The 18,856-nt window shown below is 39.3% G+C and carries 20 protein-coding genes; all 20 read left to right on the forward strand.

Annotation, left to right across the window (positions count from 1 at the left end; translation table 11 throughout):
• The first annotated feature begins 101 nt into the window (after positions 1-101).
• Complete coding sequence (gene rbfA, locus BW142_RS10155) at positions 102-587, forward strand: 30S ribosome-binding factor RbfA (protein WP_024598200.1); 486 nt, start codon at positions 102-104, stop codon at positions 585-587.
• Positions 571-1,530 carry a tRNA pseudouridine(55) synthase TruB gene (truB, locus tag BW142_RS10160; protein WP_076924798.1) on the forward strand — a complete coding sequence of 320 codons (960 nt, stop codon included), beginning with the start codon at positions 571-573 and terminating at the stop codon, positions 1,528-1,530. The genes rbfA and truB overlap by 17 nt, the downstream gene beginning before the upstream one ends.
• A gap of 153 nt (positions 1,531-1,683) precedes the next feature.
• Entirely contained in the window at positions 1,684-1,953 is a 270-nt protein-coding gene (gene rpsO, locus BW142_RS10165; RefSeq protein WP_002958490.1) for a 30S ribosomal protein S15, read from the forward strand.
• A gap of 395 nt (positions 1,954-2,348) precedes the next feature.
• Positions 2,349-4,475, forward strand: coding sequence for a polyribonucleotide nucleotidyltransferase (gene pnp / locus BW142_RS10170; protein ID WP_076924799.1), 2,127 nt, complete (start codon positions 2,349-2,351; stop codon positions 4,473-4,475).
• A 141-nt stretch (positions 4,476-4,616) separates the two neighbouring features.
• Positions 4,617-5,495 carry a lipoprotein NlpI gene (gene nlpI, locus BW142_RS10175; RefSeq protein ID WP_024598203.1) on the forward strand — a complete coding sequence of 293 codons (879 nt, stop codon included), beginning with the start codon at positions 4,617-4,619 and terminating at the stop codon, positions 5,493-5,495.
• Entirely contained in the window at positions 5,482-6,657 is a 1,176-nt protein-coding gene (locus tag BW142_RS10180) for a hypothetical protein (protein ID WP_076924800.1), read from the forward strand. Before nlpI ends, BW142_RS10180 begins: the two co-directional genes overlap by 14 nt.
• A gap of 216 nt (positions 6,658-6,873) precedes the next feature.
• Complete coding sequence (locus BW142_RS10185) at positions 6,874-9,666, forward strand: monovalent cation/H+ antiporter subunit A (RefSeq protein WP_024598205.1); 2,793 nt, start codon at positions 6,874-6,876, stop codon at positions 9,664-9,666.
• A complete protein-coding gene (locus BW142_RS10190; protein ID WP_076924801.1) occupies positions 9,666-10,019 on the forward strand; it encodes a Na+/H+ antiporter subunit C in 354 nt (117 codons plus the stop codon). The genes BW142_RS10185 and BW142_RS10190 overlap by 1 nt, the downstream gene beginning before the upstream one ends.
• Complete coding sequence (locus tag BW142_RS10195) at positions 10,016-11,533, forward strand: monovalent cation/H+ antiporter subunit D (protein WP_076924802.1); 1,518 nt, start codon at positions 10,016-10,018, stop codon at positions 11,531-11,533. The genes BW142_RS10190 and BW142_RS10195 overlap by 4 nt, the downstream gene beginning before the upstream one ends.
• On the forward strand, positions 11,533-12,069 hold the full coding sequence (locus BW142_RS10200) for a Na+/H+ antiporter subunit E (protein ID WP_024598208.1): 537 nt from the start codon (positions 11,533-11,535) through the stop codon (positions 12,067-12,069). The genes BW142_RS10195 and BW142_RS10200 overlap by 1 nt, the downstream gene beginning before the upstream one ends.
• Positions 12,063-12,332 carry a K+/H+ antiporter subunit F gene (locus BW142_RS10205; RefSeq protein WP_007378493.1) on the forward strand — a complete coding sequence of 90 codons (270 nt, stop codon included), beginning with the start codon at positions 12,063-12,065 and terminating at the stop codon, positions 12,330-12,332. Before BW142_RS10200 ends, BW142_RS10205 begins: the two co-directional genes overlap by 7 nt.
• Before the next feature lie 9 nt (positions 12,333-12,341).
• Positions 12,342-12,674: a Na+/H+ antiporter subunit G gene (locus BW142_RS10210; protein ID WP_024598209.1), complete on the forward strand. Its 333-nt coding sequence runs from the start codon at positions 12,342-12,344 to the stop codon at positions 12,672-12,674.
• 130 nt (positions 12,675-12,804) lie between these two features.
• On the forward strand, positions 12,805-13,302 hold the full coding sequence (locus BW142_RS10215) for a DUF2059 domain-containing protein (protein ID WP_024598210.1): 498 nt from the start codon (positions 12,805-12,807) through the stop codon (positions 13,300-13,302).
• A gap of 687 nt (positions 13,303-13,989) precedes the next feature.
• Entirely contained in the window at positions 13,990-14,433 is a 444-nt protein-coding gene (locus BW142_RS10220; RefSeq protein WP_076924803.1) for a MerR family transcriptional regulator, read from the forward strand.
• Complete coding sequence (locus BW142_RS10225; protein ID WP_076924804.1) at positions 14,423-16,669, forward strand: heavy metal translocating P-type ATPase; 2,247 nt, start codon at positions 14,423-14,425, stop codon at positions 16,667-16,669. Before BW142_RS10220 ends, BW142_RS10225 begins: the two co-directional genes overlap by 11 nt.
• Before the next feature lie 20 nt (positions 16,670-16,689).
• Positions 16,690-17,043, forward strand: a complete 354-nt coding sequence (locus BW142_RS10230) for a cupredoxin domain-containing protein (RefSeq protein ID WP_007378488.1) — start codon at positions 16,690-16,692, stop codon at positions 17,041-17,043.
• Positions 17,044-17,114: 71 nt separating this feature from the next.
• Positions 17,115-17,330, forward strand: a complete 216-nt coding sequence (locus BW142_RS10235; protein WP_076924805.1) for a TIGR02450 family Trp-rich protein — start codon at positions 17,115-17,117, stop codon at positions 17,328-17,330.
• A gap of 615 nt (positions 17,331-17,945) precedes the next feature.
• Entirely contained in the window at positions 17,946-18,158 is a 213-nt protein-coding gene (locus BW142_RS10240; RefSeq protein ID WP_024605574.1) for a calmodulin, read from the forward strand.
• Positions 18,159-18,328: 170 nt separating this feature from the next.
• Positions 18,329-18,535 (forward strand): calmodulin, encoded by a 207-nt coding sequence (locus tag BW142_RS10245; protein ID WP_076924806.1) that lies wholly within the window; start codon positions 18,329-18,331, stop codon positions 18,533-18,535.
• An 80-nt stretch (positions 18,536-18,615) separates the two neighbouring features.
• Complete coding sequence (locus BW142_RS10250) at positions 18,616-18,831, forward strand: EF-hand domain-containing protein (protein ID WP_076924807.1); 216 nt, start codon at positions 18,616-18,618, stop codon at positions 18,829-18,831.
• The last annotated feature ends 25 nt before the right edge of the window (positions 18,832-18,856 follow it).

Raw genomic sequence — 18,856 nt, forward strand, 5'->3', positions numbered from 1 at the left:
ACGCTAAGATTTTAAATGGGGGCTTAGCCCCCATTTGCATATCCATTATTTAGTTAACTTATTATTTAATTTCAATAAGTTATTATTTTAGGACAAGTATAATGAGAGAATTTTCTCGCACTGATCGTGTTGCACAGCAAATCCAAAAAGAGATTGCTGTAATTTTACAACGCGAAATTAAAGATCCACGCTTAGGTATGGTGACAGTGTCAGCGGTAGAAGTATCGCGCGATTTATCTTATGCCAAGATTTTCATCACGGTGTTCAACACGCAAGATGAAGATGCAGCAAAGCAAAGCGCAAAAGTACTTAATGAAGCAACGGGCTATATTCGCTCGTTACTTGGTAAGCGTATTCGTGCACGTATAATGCCTGAGTTAAAGTTTGTCGTTGATAACTCATTAATGGAAGGTATGCGTATTTCTAACTTAGTGGATTCTATTATCCGCGAAGATAACGCAAAGCATGTTGATGAAGACGTAGAAAGTGTTGATGCTGCTGATATTTCAGATAGCGAAGAAGGTACTGAGCACGTAGACGATACAGATAGCGAAGAAGGCACTGATACAGATGGCAAAGCGCAGTAAAGGCCGTGCAGTTGACGGTATTTTGTTGTTAAACAAACCTGAAGGCATTTCATCAAATAAAGCATTACAGCAAGCAAAGAGCGTCTATTTTGCGCAAAAAGCAGGGCATACAGGTGCTTTAGATCCACTTGCTACAGGTATGCTGCCAATCTGCTTTGGTGAGGCGACTAAGTTTACGCAGTTTCTACTTGATACAGATAAAACTTATATCGTTCGTGCACAACTGGGTGAGCGTACAACAACATCAGATTCTGATGGCGAAATTGTTAGTACTAAAGATGTGAACGTAACGCGTGAACAGCTAACAAAAGAAATAGCTGCTTTTGTTGGTGAGTCTGATCAATATCCGTCAATGTACTCGGCACTTAAGTACCAAGGTAGACCGTTATATAAGTACGCACGCGAAGGTATTGAAGTACCTCGAAAATGCAGAAAAATAAACGTGTTTAGCTTATCGTTTGACGAATTTGATGAAGAAAGTAACGTATTACAGATGACGGCCCATGTATCTAAAGGGACGTACATTCGTACAATCGTTGATGATTTAGGCGAAAACCTAGGGTGTGGCGCACACGTTATAATGCTTCACAGAACTGCTGTTGGTCAGTACCCGGCAGATAAAATGGTCTCGCTTGATGAAATTGAAGCATTACTTGCTAAAGCGAAAGAAGAAGAGCTTGCACCTTCTACTTATTTAGACTCGCTGCTACTACCAATTGATACTGCTTTAACTGACTTACCTGTCATTGAAATTTCAAAAGACGAAGGCTGGGTATTTAGCCACGGACAAGCAGTTGAGTTACCAAAACCTTTGCCTGAAGGTGCTATTAAAGTAGTTGCTGATGGTGTGTTTATTGGAACCGGTGAGCGTAACTCAAATGGTCATTTAAAGGTTAAACGTGGTCTTGCTAGTCAGCAAGACGATTACGTGAAACCGGAATAAGCAACTAATGTGCCTAACAATGGCTTAATAGTTGTAGATGGGGATAATTAACTTGTAGTTATTCCCACAGTTGGTAGAATACGCCCGCTTAATCGTTTTGGCTGAATTAGTGATCGGCTAAGACACCTTTTAAATTTAATTTTTGGAGTTACTATGTCACTAAGCAATCAAGAAAAAATCGATATCATTGCTAAATTTGCACGTGCAGAAGGCGATACAGGTTCATCAGAAGTACAAGTAGCATTACTTACTTATGATATCAACAAGCTTCAAGGTCACTTTGCTGATCACAAGCATGACTTCCACTCACGTCGTGGTCTGCTTCGTAAAGTAAGCACTCGCCGTAAACTACTTGATTACCTTAAAGGTAAAGACATCACTAGTTATACTGCGTTAATCAAAGAACTTGGCCTACGTCGCTAAGAACTAGATTATAGAAAAAGGAGCTTTTTAGTTCCTTTTTTTGTGCCCGAAATTTGTGTTTTCAAATTAAGAAAATTCTTAAACCTATTGAATTGCAATATAAAACCCCCATTTCATAGCTTACCGAGAGCTTTTGTATTTAACCGCTAAATAAGCCCAGCTGAAATCTAGTCGTTAGATTGAACAAATTTCAATCCGCAAAGATCAACACACCCTAGACTCGCATTTTGAAGTAGCTTTGGTATATACTATGCGCGTAGATAAAAAGGTTTATCTACGCTTATTCACATCATTGCCAATTGTAGTACTTAATTGATTTCCAACTGAATACAATTATGTACTGTAATTGGTACTTTGATGACAACTTATTAGAATACATTTAAGGAATATTTTAAGTGCAAGCAATTATTAAAGAATTCAAACTAGGTCAACATACAGTGACTCTAGAAACTGGTGCAATCGCTCGTCAAGCAGACGGCGCTGTACTTGCAAGCATTGGCGACACTTCAGTTTTAGTAACTGTTGTTGGTAAGCGTGAAGCACAACCTGGTCAAGACTTTTTCCCACTAACAGTTAACTACCAAGAGCGTATGTACGCTGCTGGTCGTATCCCAGGTGGTTTCTTAAAGCGTGAAGGTCGTCCTAACGATGGCGAAACTCTTATTGCACGTCTTATTGACCGTCCAATTCGTCCACTTTTCCCAAGCGGTTTTGTAAACGAAGTACAAGTTATTGCGACTGTTGTTTCTGTTAACCCTGAAATCCAACCTGATATGGTTGCAATGATTGGTACTTCAGCAGCACTTGCTATCTCAGGTATCCCGTTCAGTGGTCCAATTGGTGCATCTCGCGTTGGTTACATCAACGGCGAATACGTACTTAACCCTACATTGAAAGAGCTTGAAGAAAGCCAACTTGATTTAGTAGTAGCCGGTACTGATAAAGCGGTACTTATGGTTGAATCAGAAGCTAACGTACTTGCAGAAGACGTAATGCTTGGCGCTGTTGTATATGGTCATGAGCAATCTCAAGCGATCATCACTGCAATCGAAGAATTTAAAGCGCAAGCAGGCAAGCCTACTTGGGATTGGACTGCACCAGCTAAAAACGTTGCACTAGAAGATAAAGTAGCAGCAATTGCTGCTGATAAAGTAGGCGCAGCTTACTTAATCACTGATAAAGTAGCGCGTAAAGAAGCACTTGGCGAAGCGAAGGACGAAGTTGTTGCAGTATTAACAGCTGAACTTGCTGAAGGCGAGTCTTTAGACAAGCAAGAAGTTGGTAAAATCTTCGGTTCACTTGAGAAGAAAATCGTTCGTGGCCGTATCGCTGCTGGCGAAAAACGTATCGATGGTCGTGAACCAGATATGATTCGTGCACTAGATGTAATGACTGGCGTATTACCGCGTACTCACGGTTCTGCTATATTTACTCGTGGCGAAACTCAAGCGTTAGTAACAGCTACACTTGGTACAGAACGTGATTCACAGTTAATCGACGATTTAACTGGTACTCATAAAAACCACTTTATGCTTAACTATAACTTCCCTCCATTCTGTGTAGGTGAAACTGGTTTTGTTGGTTCTCCTAAGCGTCGTGAAATCGGCCATGGTAACCTTGCTAAGCGTGGTATTGCTGCTGTAATGCCAACACTGACTGAATTCCCATATTCAATCCGTGTAGTATCTGAAATTACTGAATCAAACGGTTCATCTTCAATGGCTTCTGTGTGTGGTACTTCACTTGCACTTATGAATGCCGGTGTACCAATTAAAGCATCTGTTGCGGGTATCGCGATGGGTCTAGTTAAAGAAGACGAAAAATTCGTTGTTCTTTCTGACATCTTAGGTGATGAAGATCACTTAGGTGACATGGACTTTAAAGTTGCGGGTACTGCTGCGGGTATTACTGCACTTCAAATGGATATCAAAATTGAAGGTATTACTCAAGAAATCATGCAAATTGCGCTTAAACAAGCTAAAGCTGCACGTTTACACATCCTAGAAGTGATGGACGAAGCGATTTCTGCTCCTTCTGAAGAGCTATCAATGTTTGCTCCTCGTATCTACACGATGAAAATCCCACAGAAGAAAATCGCTGAAGTTATTGGTAAAGGTGGCGCAACTATTCGTCAACTTACTGAAGAAACTGGTACAACGATTGAAATCGGTGACGACGGTACAATCAAAATTGCCGCTACAGATGGCGAAAGTGCAGCTAATGCCATTAGCCGTATTGAGCAATTAACAGCTGAACTTGAAGTAGGTACTATCTACGAAGGTAAAGTTGTACGTATTGTTGACTTCGGTGCATTTGTAAACATTCTTCCAGGTAAAGATGGTCTAGTACATATTTCTCAAATTAGTACTGAGCGCGTTAACAACGTGGCTGATCACCTTTCTGAAGGTCAAGAAGTTAAAGTTAAAGTACTAGAAGTAGATCGCCAAGGCCGTGTACGTCTAAGTATTAAAGAAGCAATGGAATCTGCAGCACCAGCTGTTGACGCGCCAACTGACGCGTAATTGCTAACTTATTAATCTAGTTATATTAGCTAGATGATAAAAAAGGGGCTGTTTAGCCCCTTTTTTTATGCTTTAATGAAACCTTATTGGACAAGGTCTGTCTTATATTAATCGCGATATATCTTGGTATTAAGGATTTTAATGATACTCAAACATTTAGCTTTGGCATCTTTTGCTATTTTGTCTTTAAGCGCTTGCCAAACTACAACCGAATCAGAACCAACCCCGATTGTTAATGTGCCATTTACTGCACCTTTAGCTTCTGACTTTAGAAGTGAAATTGCCATTGCACGCTACTCAGAGTTATTGAATAGAGCTGACTTAAGCGAAGAGCAACAAGCTAAGCTTTATTATGACCGTGGTGTACTTTTTGATAGTTTAGGTATGACCACTCTTTCGCGTATTGATTTTAACCGCGCAGTAAAGCTTAAACCTGATTTAGCTGAAGTATATAACTTTCTAGGTATTCAACATACGCTTATGCAGCAATACGAAAAAGCCTATGAGTTTTTTGATTCAGCCCTTGAGCTTGATGAAGAGCATGAATATGCTTATTTAAATAGAGGCATAGCCCTTTATTACGGTGATAGAGCAGGTCTTGCTAAAAACGACTTTGATGAGTTTTTAGCCCGCTCTCCAAATGATCCATACCGTGTTTTATGGGTTTACTTAGCCAGTGCACAAGAAGATAAAGCAGCAGCGCTTGAATCACTTAAAACTAATGCAACAGCACTTGATGAATCGCAATGGGCGTATCAGTTAATTTCTCTTTATACGGGGGATATGACTGAGTATGCATTTTTATCTGGCATTAGTGATGGTGTTAGAACCGAGCAAGAATATGCGCAGCGTTTATGTGAAGCTTATTTTTACTTAGCCAAAATGCATCAAGCAGCTGGTGAGCTGTATTTAGCATCAGACTATTTTAGGCTTGCGCTAGCAACCAATGTACACGAGTTTATTGAGTACAAGTATGCGCGTTTAGAACTTGAGTTGATGGAAGGTGTTGACGCAAGTTAAGCGTTTTAAGTTAATAGGTGTGTTACTATGTTGTTTGTTAATTACAGGCTCGAGTAATCACCTTGGCGCTATTGGCTTTTGGCATGTTTTAAATACAAAAGCCAATGTTCTACAAAGTTATTGGAATTCACCTGCTTACTTTTCTGACCACCTAGAGCAGTTACCAAAGACCTCTTTAGCTATACTCGCTCGCAATCAAATTTCTTCAGCGCAATATATGTATTCTCTTAAGCTTATTAAAAGCAGTCAGAGTGATACTGCAAAACCATTTTGGCTCTCAGCTATAAATGACTTAACAATCCCAGAGCGTAAAATATTAGCAACAAAGTTACTTGAGCAATTACGTTGGAGCGATTTAGAGTTACTCGCTAGTAAAAACAAATTACCAGCAGGGGATGTGCTAAATCATCTAAAACTTCAGTTAAAAACACCACAGAGTAAAGTATCTACAGCGTTTATCCACAATCTTGGTTTTTCATCTTTAAGAAATATAAGCAAACCTAATAAGCAATGTATGTTTAACGTACTGACTATGAGCGATCATCGTAGTGGCTTATATAAACTTATAGAGTTTATTAATACTTATAATAAACAGCCAGAGCCCCGTGAAAATATTTTTTGCTTTTCAAAACCAGTTTACGTTGCGGGTATGCTTGAGTGCAAAAGTAGCACTAGTAAAATAGCAAACTGTGACTGGCAATTATCTAAACTTAATAACCAGCTTCCTAACAATTATGATTTTATAGTGATGATGCCTAAAGACGGTACGGCTAATGTCACGAAGGGAACAATGCTAATAAACTCAAAAGCAAAATACAGTGTATTTTTGCACGAGCTGATGCATTTTAACGGTTTTGAGGATGAATACGCTTTGCCTAAAACTAAGCAAGCATGGTTGTGTGCAAAAACAGGTTTTGTTGCGCCTAACCTATTTATTTCTCATGGTGAGCCGCCGCCAACAGATTGGCATAAGGCAAAGAGTTGTCAGCAAGGAGGCATTGCTTATAAGCCCAGTGAAAATTGGTCCATTATGCAATATCAGCAGTTAGGTCTCTCAGCGCAGTATAGGCAACTTTGGTTGAAACATTTAGATACGACCAATGGTAAGTTTCATCGTCACTCTAGCGCGCTTACATTTGCAAATAAGACTATATTAAACTAACAATTATCACTATTAATTAATTGTTTTTTTAGGCTTAATAAATTGTTAGTTATTGTTTGAAAAATGTCCATATAGAACCGCTTTTTATAGACAAAATAAGTGTTTTTCAGTATAACTATAGTCATTAATGTCGTTTAAAAACAGGCAGTAAAAGCATCACTTAGTATCAAAAAAGAGATGCCCTGATAAACTTATGATTATAAAAGGCCCTACATTATGACTTTGCTCTGGATACCCTTGTTATCCTTAATTGGCAGTGTTATTTCTGCATGCACAGGTAAGTTATCCCGTAATTTAAGCACTAGTTTAACGGCTCTTGCGCCTTTGACTGCTTTGGGGATTACTCTATACCATGCACCTGCAGTTTTAGCGGGCGAAACAATTCGTTATTCTTTAGCTTGGATCCCGTCAATAGGACTCGACTTATCTCTGCGGTTAGACGGTCTTAGTTTATTGTTTATGTTTATGATTTTAGGCATAGGCCTGCTCGTTATCCTCTACACGCGTTACTACCTCAGTGCTAACGATTCAATGGCTAAGTTATATAGTTACTTAATGCTATTTATGACCGCAATGCTTGGCATTGTTATGTCTAATAATGTTATCCAATTGTGGCTGTTTTGGGAATTAACGAGTATAAGTTCATTTTTATTAATTAGTTTTTGGTGGCATAAGTCAGAAGCGCGTAAGGGCGCACGCATGGCGCTTGCAGTAACAGGGGCGGGTGGCTTAGCACTACTTGCTGGCTTAATGTTATTAGGAGACATTGTTGGTAGTTACGACCTAGATGTTATTTTAGCAAGCAAAGCAATCATTCAATCTCACGATTTATACGAAGTAGCATTGGTATTGGTACTATTAGGTGCGTTTACTAAATCGGCACAATTTCCATTTCATTTTTGGCTTCCTCATGCAATGGCAGCACCTACTCCAGTAAGTGCGTATTTACATTCTGCAACTATGGTAAAAGCCGGTATATTTTTGTTAGCGCGTTTTCATCCTGCTTTAGCTGGCACGGATACTTGGTTTTTACTTGTAGGGTTAACAGGTTTAGCAACGCTATTGTTTGGTGCATACATAGCATTATTCAAACACGATTTAAAAGGATTGTTAGCCTATTCAACAATAAGCCACTTAGGTTTAATAACACTGCTATTAGGACTTGATACTGAGCTTGCGACCGTTGCTGCTATTTTCCATATAATTAATCATGCAACCTTTAAGGCATCGTTATTTATGGCAGTTGGTATTATTGATCATGAAACGGGCACGCGTGATATGCGTAAATTAAATGGCATGTGGCGATACTTACCTTACACAGCAACACTTGCAATGGTCGCGGCAGCGGCAATGGCTGGCGTTCCGCTACTTAATGGTTTCTTATCGAAAGAAATGTTCTTTGCAGAAACACTGCATCAACAAGTGCTTGGTTCTATGTCGTGGTTAATTCCAGTATTGGCAACTGTTGCAGGTGCTTTCGCTGTAGCGTACTCAGCCCGCTTTATTCACGACGTATTTTTTAATGGCGACCCGATTGATTTACCTCGAACGCCGCATGAACCACCACGTTATATGCGTGTACCAATAGAAATACTCGTTGTGATTTGTTTATTAGTGGGCATGTTCCCGCACTTTACAATTGACGGTATTTTATCTGCGGCATCTTTAGCTGTACTTGGAAAAGAAATGCCAGTGTATGAATTAGCTATCTGGCATGGGTTTAACTTACCTCTACTTATGAGTGCAATGGCGATTGCTGGCGGCTTATTTATTTACATTAATCGTAAATATCTATTTCAATTTCAAGCATCACTACCACCTCTCAACGCTAAAAAAACCTTTGAACGTGTAATTTTAAGTATCGTTGCTTGGTGTCAATCAAAGGTAAATAGTACAGAAAATGGTTCCCTACAGCGCTATCTTGTAATTATGTTAGCAGTAGTACTACTGTGTGCTGGTTGGCCATTATTTGAAATGCAACAGCTTGCCGGTAGCATGCCACTTACGCCGGTTGATGTGCACAATGCAATTGGAGCTGGCTTGTTGATTATTGGTGCCCTTGCTACCGTTATTTGGCATCGCTCTCGAATGGTATCGTTGTTAATGCTCTCAATTGTAGGGTTAATGGTGTCGGTTGTATTTACACGTTTTTCTGCACCTGATTTAGCACTTACACAGCTAACTGTTGAGGTTGTTACTATTATCTTACTTATGCTGGCATTGTTTTTTTTACCGCAGCATACGCCAAAAGAATCAAGTTCGTTACGCGTACTTCGAGACTTAGGCATAGCCTCTACGCTAGGTGTAGTTATAGCGAGTATTTGTTATGCATTACTTACACGTCCATTAGATTCAATTTCAGACTTCTTTATTGCTAACGCTAAGATTGGTGGCGGTGGTACTAACGTAGTTAACGTTATTTTGGTCGACTTTAGGGGCTTTGATACGCTTGGCGAAATTACCGTATTAGGTATTGCCGCATTAGGTATATTTAAAGTACTTTCTCGAATCCCATTATTTATGCCTGCAAGTGACAGTGAAGGGCGCCCATGGGCTAAAGAGCGTCACCCAATATTACTGGCGAGTATTTCACAAAGTTTATTGCCGCTTGCCTTATTGGTTTCTGCGTATATTTTCTTACGTGGGCATAACTTACCTGGTGGTGGTTTTATTGCTGGGTTAGTAACATCAATCGCGTTTATTTTGCAATACATGGCGCATGGTACGGCATGGATTAACGAACGTTTTGATGTTAATTATCGCAAAATTATAGCTTCAGGCATTGGTATTTCTTTGTTTACAGGTGTGGGTAGTTGGTTCTTTGATAAGCCATTTTTAACAACTTGGTTTGACTACTTTGATATTCCGTTTGTCGGTAAAACAGAGCTTGCCAGCGCGATTGCATTTGACCTAGGTGTTTACTTAACAGTTGTAGGCGCTACGTTAATGATTTTAGCAAGCTTAGGTAATATGACAGCAGATACCCAGAAAAAAGAGGTAAATATTTAATGGAATTATTGTACGCATCTTGCGTTGGAGTATTGGTCAGTTGCGGTGTGTTTTTACTGCTGAGAGCTCGTACATTCCCTGTAGTACTTGGGCTTACTATGATTTCATACGCTGTTAACTTATTTTTGTTTTCAGCAGGTCGTCTCACTATTAATAAAGCAGTAGTGCTTGGCACAGGATCAGATTATGCAGATCCTCTACCTCAAGCTTTAGTGCTTACCGCTATTGTAATCGGCTTTGCGATGACCGCATTTGTGGTTATTTTGGCAATACGTGGGCGCGCCGATTTAGGTAGTGACCATGTTGATGGTTATGTGCCTAATGCCTCTGCAGATAATAAGGAGCAAAAATGATCCAACATTTAGCTTCGCTACCTATTTTATTACCTATGCTGACGGCAGTTATTTTATTGCTGCCGCCATGTGGTAAAAGCGTCAAAATTCGCCGCTTAGTTTCAATTGTAATGGCAATAGCTACTTTTGCCATTAGTGTGCTGTTACTGGTACATATTAATAATACGGGTATTAATGTTTACGCTATTGGTAATTGGTCTGCACCATTTGGGATAGTCTTAGTCGCTGATATGTTATCTACCTTATTAGTTACGTTAACTTCACTTTTAGGTTTGGGCGCTATTTTATATGGTAGTGCTGGCGATGATGAAAAGGGCAGCTTTTATCATCCACTTGTCCACTTTTTAATATTGGGTGTAAATGGCGCGTTTTTAACGGGCGATTTATTTAACCTATTTGTATTTTTTGAAGTGTTACTGATTGCATCCTATGCATTGTTAATGCATGCCGGTGATAAACAAAACACTCGTGCTGCACTGCAATATGTAATATTGAATTTAGTTGGCTCAAGCGTGTTTTTAATCGGTTTGGGTATTTTGTACGGTGTACTTGGTACGCTTAATATTGCAGATATGGCGCAAAAAGTATCCGAGCTTACGGGCGATGATGTATACCTAGCAAAGGCTGGTGGTTTATTACTACTCATTGTATTTGCATTAAAGGGCGCATTATTACCTCTGCATTTATGGCTTCCAAATACATATTCAAGCGCTAAACCTGTGGTTGCTGCATTATTTGCGATTATGACCAAAGTAGGCGTTTACGCTATGCTTCGTGTTTACACTGTGATATTTGGCGAACAAGCAGGGGCGCTTGAACATATGGCGCAGCCTTGGCTTTGGGGCTTAGCAATTGCCACGATTATAGTGGGTGCTATTGGTGTTATGGCAGCGCAAGACTTACGTAAACTCACTTCTAACTTAGTATTGGTATCTGTGGGAACGTTGGTTGCGCTAATCGCATTACAAAATGTAAATGCCACTGCTGCACTTTTATATTATTTAGTTCATTCAACACTTATTAGTGCCGCACTATTTTTATTAGCCGATTTAGTTTCAATCCAGCGCGGTAAAGTTGGCGACAGGCTAGTAGCAGGTCGCTGCGTTAAACAACCATTTTTATTAGGTGTGTGCTTTATTGTTGCGGCTTTAACAGTAGTTGGTATGCCGCCACTATCAGGCTTTGTAGGTAAAATTTGGATACTTAAAGCCACATTAAATAGTGAGCAAGCTTTACTATTTTGGCCTGTATATTTAGTAACAAGCTTTGCGTTATTAGTAGCGCTTTCGCGTGCCGGCACGACCTTATTTTGGGAGCATAAAAGTAAAAAAAGCGAAAACGCAGATGGTGCAAATGCACACCCGTTGCAGGTAACTGTAATTATAGGTTTACTTGCTTGTTCGCCATTGCTCGTTATTTTTGGCGGGCCAATAAGTGACTACATGCTAGGTGCTGCTACTCAGTTACATGATATAAGCGGCGGTATTAATGCTGTACTTAAAGGAGGCATGTGATGAGATTACAAGCCCGTTTTCGTTGGTTACCAACACCATTTCGTAGCCTGTTTTTGTTTATGGTATGGTTGTTGTTAAATAATAGCGTGTCGGTAGGACACTTAGTACTAGCGACTATTTTTGCTATATTTATACCCCTATTAAGCTTTTCACTTCGCGAACCTCAACCGCTTATTTTAAGGCCTGGACTAGCATTAAAGCAGTTACTTATAGTACTTTACGATATTATTGTTGCAAATCTACAGGTGGCTTTGCTTATACTTGGGCCATCTAAAAACTTACGCCCGGCCTTTATAAAAGTACCGATTGATTTAACTCATGATATGCCAATTACTATATTGGCCAGTAGTGTATCGCTTACACCCGGTACAGTGAGCGCAGAGGTTTATCCAATTGCAGAATCGTTACCTGAAGGTGAAGAGCCAACACAACGTTACTTACTAATACATGTGCTTGACCTTAAAGATGAAGAAGCACTTATCAAACAAATAAAACAACGCTACGAAGCTCCACTGAAGGAGATATTTCAATGTTAGACACCGTATTACTCATTGTTTTTTCGATGATTGGCTTATCATTATTGCTTAATTTATGGCGATTGATTATTGGTCCGTCAGTGCCTGACCGTGTTTTAGCGCTCGATACAATGTACATAAATGTTATTGCACTGATTATTTTATACAGTATAAGTATGGACACAGGGCTTTACTTTGAAGCAGCACTGCTTATTGCCATGCTTGGTTTTATAAGTACAGTTGCAGTGTGTAAGTATTTACTACGCGGCGATATAATTGAATAAGGTGAAAACATGATCAGCGAATGGGTTGTATCAATACTATTGTTATTTGGTGGTACGTTTATTTTAATTGGCTCGATAGGCTTAATTAAACTGCCTGACTTTTTTATGCGTTTGCATGGACCAACGAAGGCAACAACGTTGGGTATGGCAAGTATGTTAATCGCAGCTATGGTTTATTTTGTAAATTCAGGCCATGGACTCAGTGTTAGAGAAATACTCATTACTATATTTTTACTAATTACGGCGCCGATTAGTGGTTACATGCTAATAAAATCAGCTATTCATCATAAGCTAAAAGCTAAAGAAGGCACTAAAGGTCTCGATAATGTAGAGGACGATTAACGCAAATGCGCACTAATAAAAGGCCGAATAAACGCGATTTATTCGGCTTTTTTAATGATTACCTGTCCCCTTTACAATACTAATTAATCATGTGACTATAAAACGATTATTTATATTAAAGGATATTATTATGGGTAAGGTACTACTTTTATCATTACTGATTTTTTCTAGTAGTTTATATGCTGAGCAAAATACAAAACAGCAAAAAATAGATGAACTTATTAGTGTAATGAACTTAGATTCAATGGTTGATTCTATGTACGGCCAGGTTGAAGGTATGATGAAAGGTATGTCTGATCAAATGGGTGTTAAGCCTTCTGAACAGGCAATTTTTGATAAGTACTATGGTGACATGACGACGGTATTAAAAACCGAAATGAGCTGGGCCAAAATGCAGCCGATGATGATTAGCGTGTACGACAAACATTTTAGTGAGCAAGAGATTGCTGATATGTTAGCATTTTATAAGACAGATACCGGGCAAAAAATACTTGAAAAAATGCCTGTTGTAATGCAAGAGTCTATGCAAATGTCTCAAAGCTTAATGAAAGATGCCATGCCTAAAATACAAACTTTAGCGCAGCAGCTAAGCGACGAATTAGAGCAAAGCCGTAGCGAATCAAACTAGGGCATGTAGATCTTTGTGGATTGAATTTATTCAATCCAAGGAAGATTAAATTGCGGCGCGAGGTTTGTAACCTAGTGAGCTCGGTAACTGCTCCTGCGTTACCCTACAGGCTTACATTCATGTAAGAATAAGCAAAAACCGAGCACGCGTCCTGCTCACGGCCCTTATCTATATCCATGTAGGCAACAAAGAGTTAATCGTCCCTAGAAATAATCCAAAGGGCAGCGCATGTTTGGTATTTGTGCTGCGTTATCGCCAACTTATGGGGAATAACCACATAAATAGGCCTACCTTGGCTAAAAACCAAACAGCCTGCTGTAAGTTTAACCACTAATGTTCAACAGGCCCTTAGATTAATACGCGCCTTACTTAGGCGCTTCTCTCCTGAATTCACCCCTCCTGATAATAAACGCCAGTATCAGCTTAAGTTAATTCTGTTTGTGTCATTATGCCAATGAGCAATAATACTTAATCATTTTTGATATACGACTGCATGGAAGCAGAGGCAATTAGTGATAACAACTAAATAATAAAATCTTTGCCTTGTTATCAACACGATTTTATTCTCTCAAACAGGTCACTTAATTAAGCGAATTGGTATTATTTTATTAGCTTTAAAATAGTCATTGACCTATGTGTTGCACCTAGGTTTATTGTGAAGCCACTGAAACACGACGGAGTCAAATTATGTATGTTAAACAACTCGCCAAGTTAATGGGCGTGACTGCCGATACTGTTCGTCATTACACGCGTGTTGGGTTACTTAATCCAATACGCAGTGAAGAAAATGGCTATCAAGAATATACAAAGCAAGACCAGCAGCGTTTAAAGTTTATTATTAGCTCTCGTCAACTTGGTTTTTCACTCAAAGATATTCAACACATTATAGGCGAGTCAGAGCAGGGAAATTGTCCTTGTCCTTTAACACGCAAACTCATTACTAAACGCCTAGAAGAAACCGAAGCACTATTTCAAGAAACATTAAAGCTACGAAACAGAATGCATGCAGCCCTTGAGCAATGGGATACATCAGCCGATGGTGCAAATGCCAGTGACGTGTGTAGTTTAATAGAATCTTTTGTTGATCCAATAAACGATTCCGTAAATAAGGAGCAGCGTAATGACGACTAATACAAAAGACACCACGCAAAACTTTATTATTGAAGGCGCTAATTGCGGCAGTTGTGTAGCCAAAATTGAAAAAGCCCTTAATAGCGTGCAAGGTGCGCAAAACGTGGAAATGAACTTTGCTGAGCGTACTGTACGCGTAGAAGGTAAAGCTGACGAAAGTACGCTTATTAAAGCAGTTGGAAACATTGGTTATTCAGCCAAACCGATGAGTAACGAGTCTGATCAAGATGCACTTGATGAAAAAGCAAAGTCGGACGAGGCACATTACAAAAAGCTAATGCGTAATATGATATTAGCGTTAGGAGTCGGTGCGCCGTTAATGATATACGGGCTTATTTTTGACATGAGTGTGACCACCGATACACAACGAATAGCATGGTTTTTAGTGGGTATAGTCACGCTTGTGGTTATGGCTATATCAGGTAAACAATTTTACAACGGTGCATGGCAGGCATTCAAAAACCATGCTGCCAATATGGATACTTTAATAGCACTTGGTACAGGTACTGCGTGGTTGTACTCAATGTTTGTGGTAATAGCGCCAAACTTATTACCACAAGTCGCAAGACACGTATATTTTGAAGCATCATCGATGATCATCGGTTTAATTAGTTTAGGGCTCGCTTTTGAAGTAAAAGCACGTGGGCGCACCTCACAAGCAATTAAACGCTTAATTGGCCTGCAACCAAAAACTGCACGCGTAATTCGTGGTGGCGAAGAGCAAGACATCGACATTAGTGATGTTGTAAAAAATGATGAAGTACGCGTACGCCCGGGTGAAAAAATCCCTGTGGATGGCGATGTTATTGAAGGCAGTAGTACAGTTGATGAGTCAATGCTTACTGGTGAGCCAATGGCCGTCCGCAAAAAAACGGGCGATAAAGTTGTTGCCGGAAGTATAAATAAAAGTGGTACTTTATTATTTAAAGCCACTCACATTGGTAGCGAAACCACACTTGCCAATATTATCAATATGGTAAAGCGTGCACAAAACTCTAAGCCATCAATAGGGCGCTTAGCTGATGTTATATCAGGAATATTTGTACCAACAGTTATGATTATTGCGGTACTTGCAGGGCTTGCATGGTTAAACTTTGGACCTGAGCCATCAATTGCTTATGCAGTTGTTGCAGTAACTACGGTACTTATTATTGCTTGTCCTTGTGCGTTAGGACTCGCAACCCCTATGTCGGTTATGGTGGGTATTGGTAAAGCCGCTGAGTCAGGAATATTAATTCGAAATGGTGAGTCGCTGCAAACGACATCTAAAATCACCACCATGATTTTAGATAAAACAGGCACCATTACTCAAGGCACACCGCAAGTTACCGATGTAGTTACCTTTAACAACAGTGATGAAAATACAGTAATGCAACTTGTTGCAAGCCTAGAAAGTAGCTCAGAGCATCCACTGGCTGAAGCAATTACTGCATACGCTAAAAAGCAGGGCTTAACTTTAAGTAAAGTAGCCGATTTTGATGCAATTATAGGTAAAGGTGTAGCCGGCAGTGTTGACGGGCAAACATTGTTGTTTGGTAATAAAGCGCTAATGGATAAATACGATGTAGCCGTTGATGATGCAACCGAGCAAGCTCAAACACTTGCCAGTGATGCTAAAACGCCCATGTATTTTGCAAGTAATAATAAGCTCCAAGCTATTATTGCAGTAGCAGATCCTATCAAAGAGGATTCAGTTGAAGCGATTAAACGCCTGCAAGATAAAGGTATCCACTTAGTTATGCTAACAGGTGACAACAAAGCCACTGCACAAGCCGTTGCTAAGCAAGTTGGTATTGATGACTTTATTGCAGAAGTAATGCCCGATGACAAAGTAAACGAAGTAACAAAGCGCCAAGCAAACGGTGAAATAGTGGGTATGACAGGTGACGGTATTAACGATGCTCCCGCACTTGCGCAAGCCGATGTAGGGTTTGCAATTGGCACAGGTACCGATGTTGCAATAGAAAGTGCAGACATTACCTTAATGCGTGGTTCGTTACATGGACTTGCTGATGCAATTGCAGTGAGTAATGCAACTATTTCAAATATTAAACAAAACCTATTTGGTGCCTTTATTTATAACGTGGCGGGTATTCCGATTGCAGCCGGCGTGTTGTATCCATTTTTTGGAATACTACTTAACCCTGTTGTTGCAGGTGCAGCTATGGCACTTTCATCGCTTACAGTGGTAAGTAACGCTAATCGCTTACGTTTTTTCAAACCAAATAAATCGTAATTTAAGCTAAGGAGTACATTATGTTGATGATTAATATAGGTGGTGCACTGTTAATAGCCGCAATTATTTATTGGTTTTGGCTATACAAACCAGAGCAAACACAAAGTGATGACAACAAAGTAACGATAGTTGTTGATAACGGTGTTTATAAGCCAGGACATATTAAAGTGGCAGCCAACAAAGAGGTTGTACTTACCTTTGATAGAAAAGACAGCGCGCCGTGCGCCGAAACAGTGGTATTTCCCCAGCTTGATATAAGTAAAACTCTAGCAATGGGTGATGGCAATACAGTTAAACTACCTGCGCTTGAAGCCGGTGAGTATGACTTTCATTGCCAAATGCAAATGTATAAGGGCAAGCTAGTTGCTCAGTAACTTGAACTAAGTAGGTATTGGGGTCGTATAGTTGCCTTATAAATTTACTAGTAAGAGTCGCTATATATTAAATGAATAAATTAAACCCTAAAAAATTATTGAATAGTAAATGGACCGCAACACCTGCTATAAATAAAGAAAAACACTTCATTATTGTTGAGGTGGAATTTGATGAAGACGGTAATGTAATTGAATGTATTACTGAGGCTGTTATGTCAAAAAATCAATATCCAATTAGTTGGCGAGATTTAAAAGATAACCAAAAGTGGCTACAAGGGTGGAGGTAGTTTAAATCTATGTAATTTTACCTATCTCTAATAGCGGCACTTTTGCAGATAGCTGATACACGATGTAGGTTTGCTTAACTCAAGCGAACCTATATTTTACAACGCATCAAATTATGAGTTGAATGCTACAACTTAGCTTTAACATTGAAACCTTCCTAGGTAAATTCGCCATTTGGCAACAAAACAGTTAATTTCAAAATATCCTTTCAAAGTTTTTATAATAAATCTCAAAATTAATGTAACTAACTAATTATAAAAGAATTAATTTTTTAATAGACGTGAATAAATCCTATGTAATTTCCATGTTCATATTCAGTTTATTTTGAGGGCTAACCCAAATGCCCTCTTATTGGCTTTTTAGCAAAAGTGTGTCTTTTTAATTAAACTTAACCAATTGATTTATAGTGCTTTATTGTTTTTAGTTAAATGGCTGTTGCTAAATAGCAACAATAACACCTCCCCAAATTAAGCTTTTCTCGCTTCATATCATTTAACTTATTGTTTTTAAAGAATAAATAAAAAGTGGCATCGAAGTTGTAATACCTAGAGTGTATTAAGCAAAACGTGATGAAAGCCAAAGGCCTAATCGCAACAACCCAATGAAGGAATACTATTATGAAAACATTTCAATCAACACTAGTACTAATGGCGCTAGCTTCTTCATCAGCGGCTTTTGCAGCAACAGATTTTGATACGCTAGACGTAGACGGTAATGGCGCAATTAGCCAAGCCGAAGCATCAGTAGATGCTGAGCTTTTAAGCAAATTTGAAGAACTCGATACAAACCAAGATGGTGAGTTATCAGAAGACGAGTTCTCTGAGGCCTAATTTCAGAGCCTTAAGTAGTTAATGCTCTGTGATGTAATCTAAATTCTGAGTTGCCAAAGACAACCTAAATAGGCAAGGGAGCCTATTAAAAAGAATAACAAGGATGTGACTAGAGAGCACTATAGAGCAAATTTATATCAGGACATCGCATACTATTGAAGGATTATATTATGAAAAAGCTACAATCAACACTTGTACTTATGGCTATTGTTTCTTCATCAGTCGTATTTGCAAACACAAACTTTGAAACTCTAGACACAACCGACAACGCCCCAGATAGTCAGGCTGTAGAGTCGGTACAAGTGAAAGAGCAATTTGATGAGCTGAATGTTCAAAGTAGCGGTGGGCCGACAGAAAATGATTTTTTTGAATATTAATTTACAGACACTTTACTCCTAAAGGATCTTTGAAAAGGACTTCTTACCTCCAATCAGGCTCAAAGCCTAAGGAAACGATTATGAAAACATTACACAAAACTCTAGCACTTGTAGCCCTAGCTTCTTCTTCAGCAGCGTTTGCTGCGGTAGATTTTGATTCTTTTGATGCTGATGGCGACGGCGTAATTAGTAAAACAGAAGCCCAAGTCAACTCGCAGCTAGTACAGCTTTTTGATCAATTAGATGCAGATGGAAATGGCGAGTTATCTAAAGAAGAGTTTTCGAAGGTTCAGTAACAGGCTCTAGATTTGAGTCGGGTTT

This window comes from Pseudoalteromonas sp. EB27 (assembly GCF_001974875.1).
Classification (GTDB): domain Bacteria; phylum Pseudomonadota; class Gammaproteobacteria; order Enterobacterales; family Alteromonadaceae; genus Pseudoalteromonas.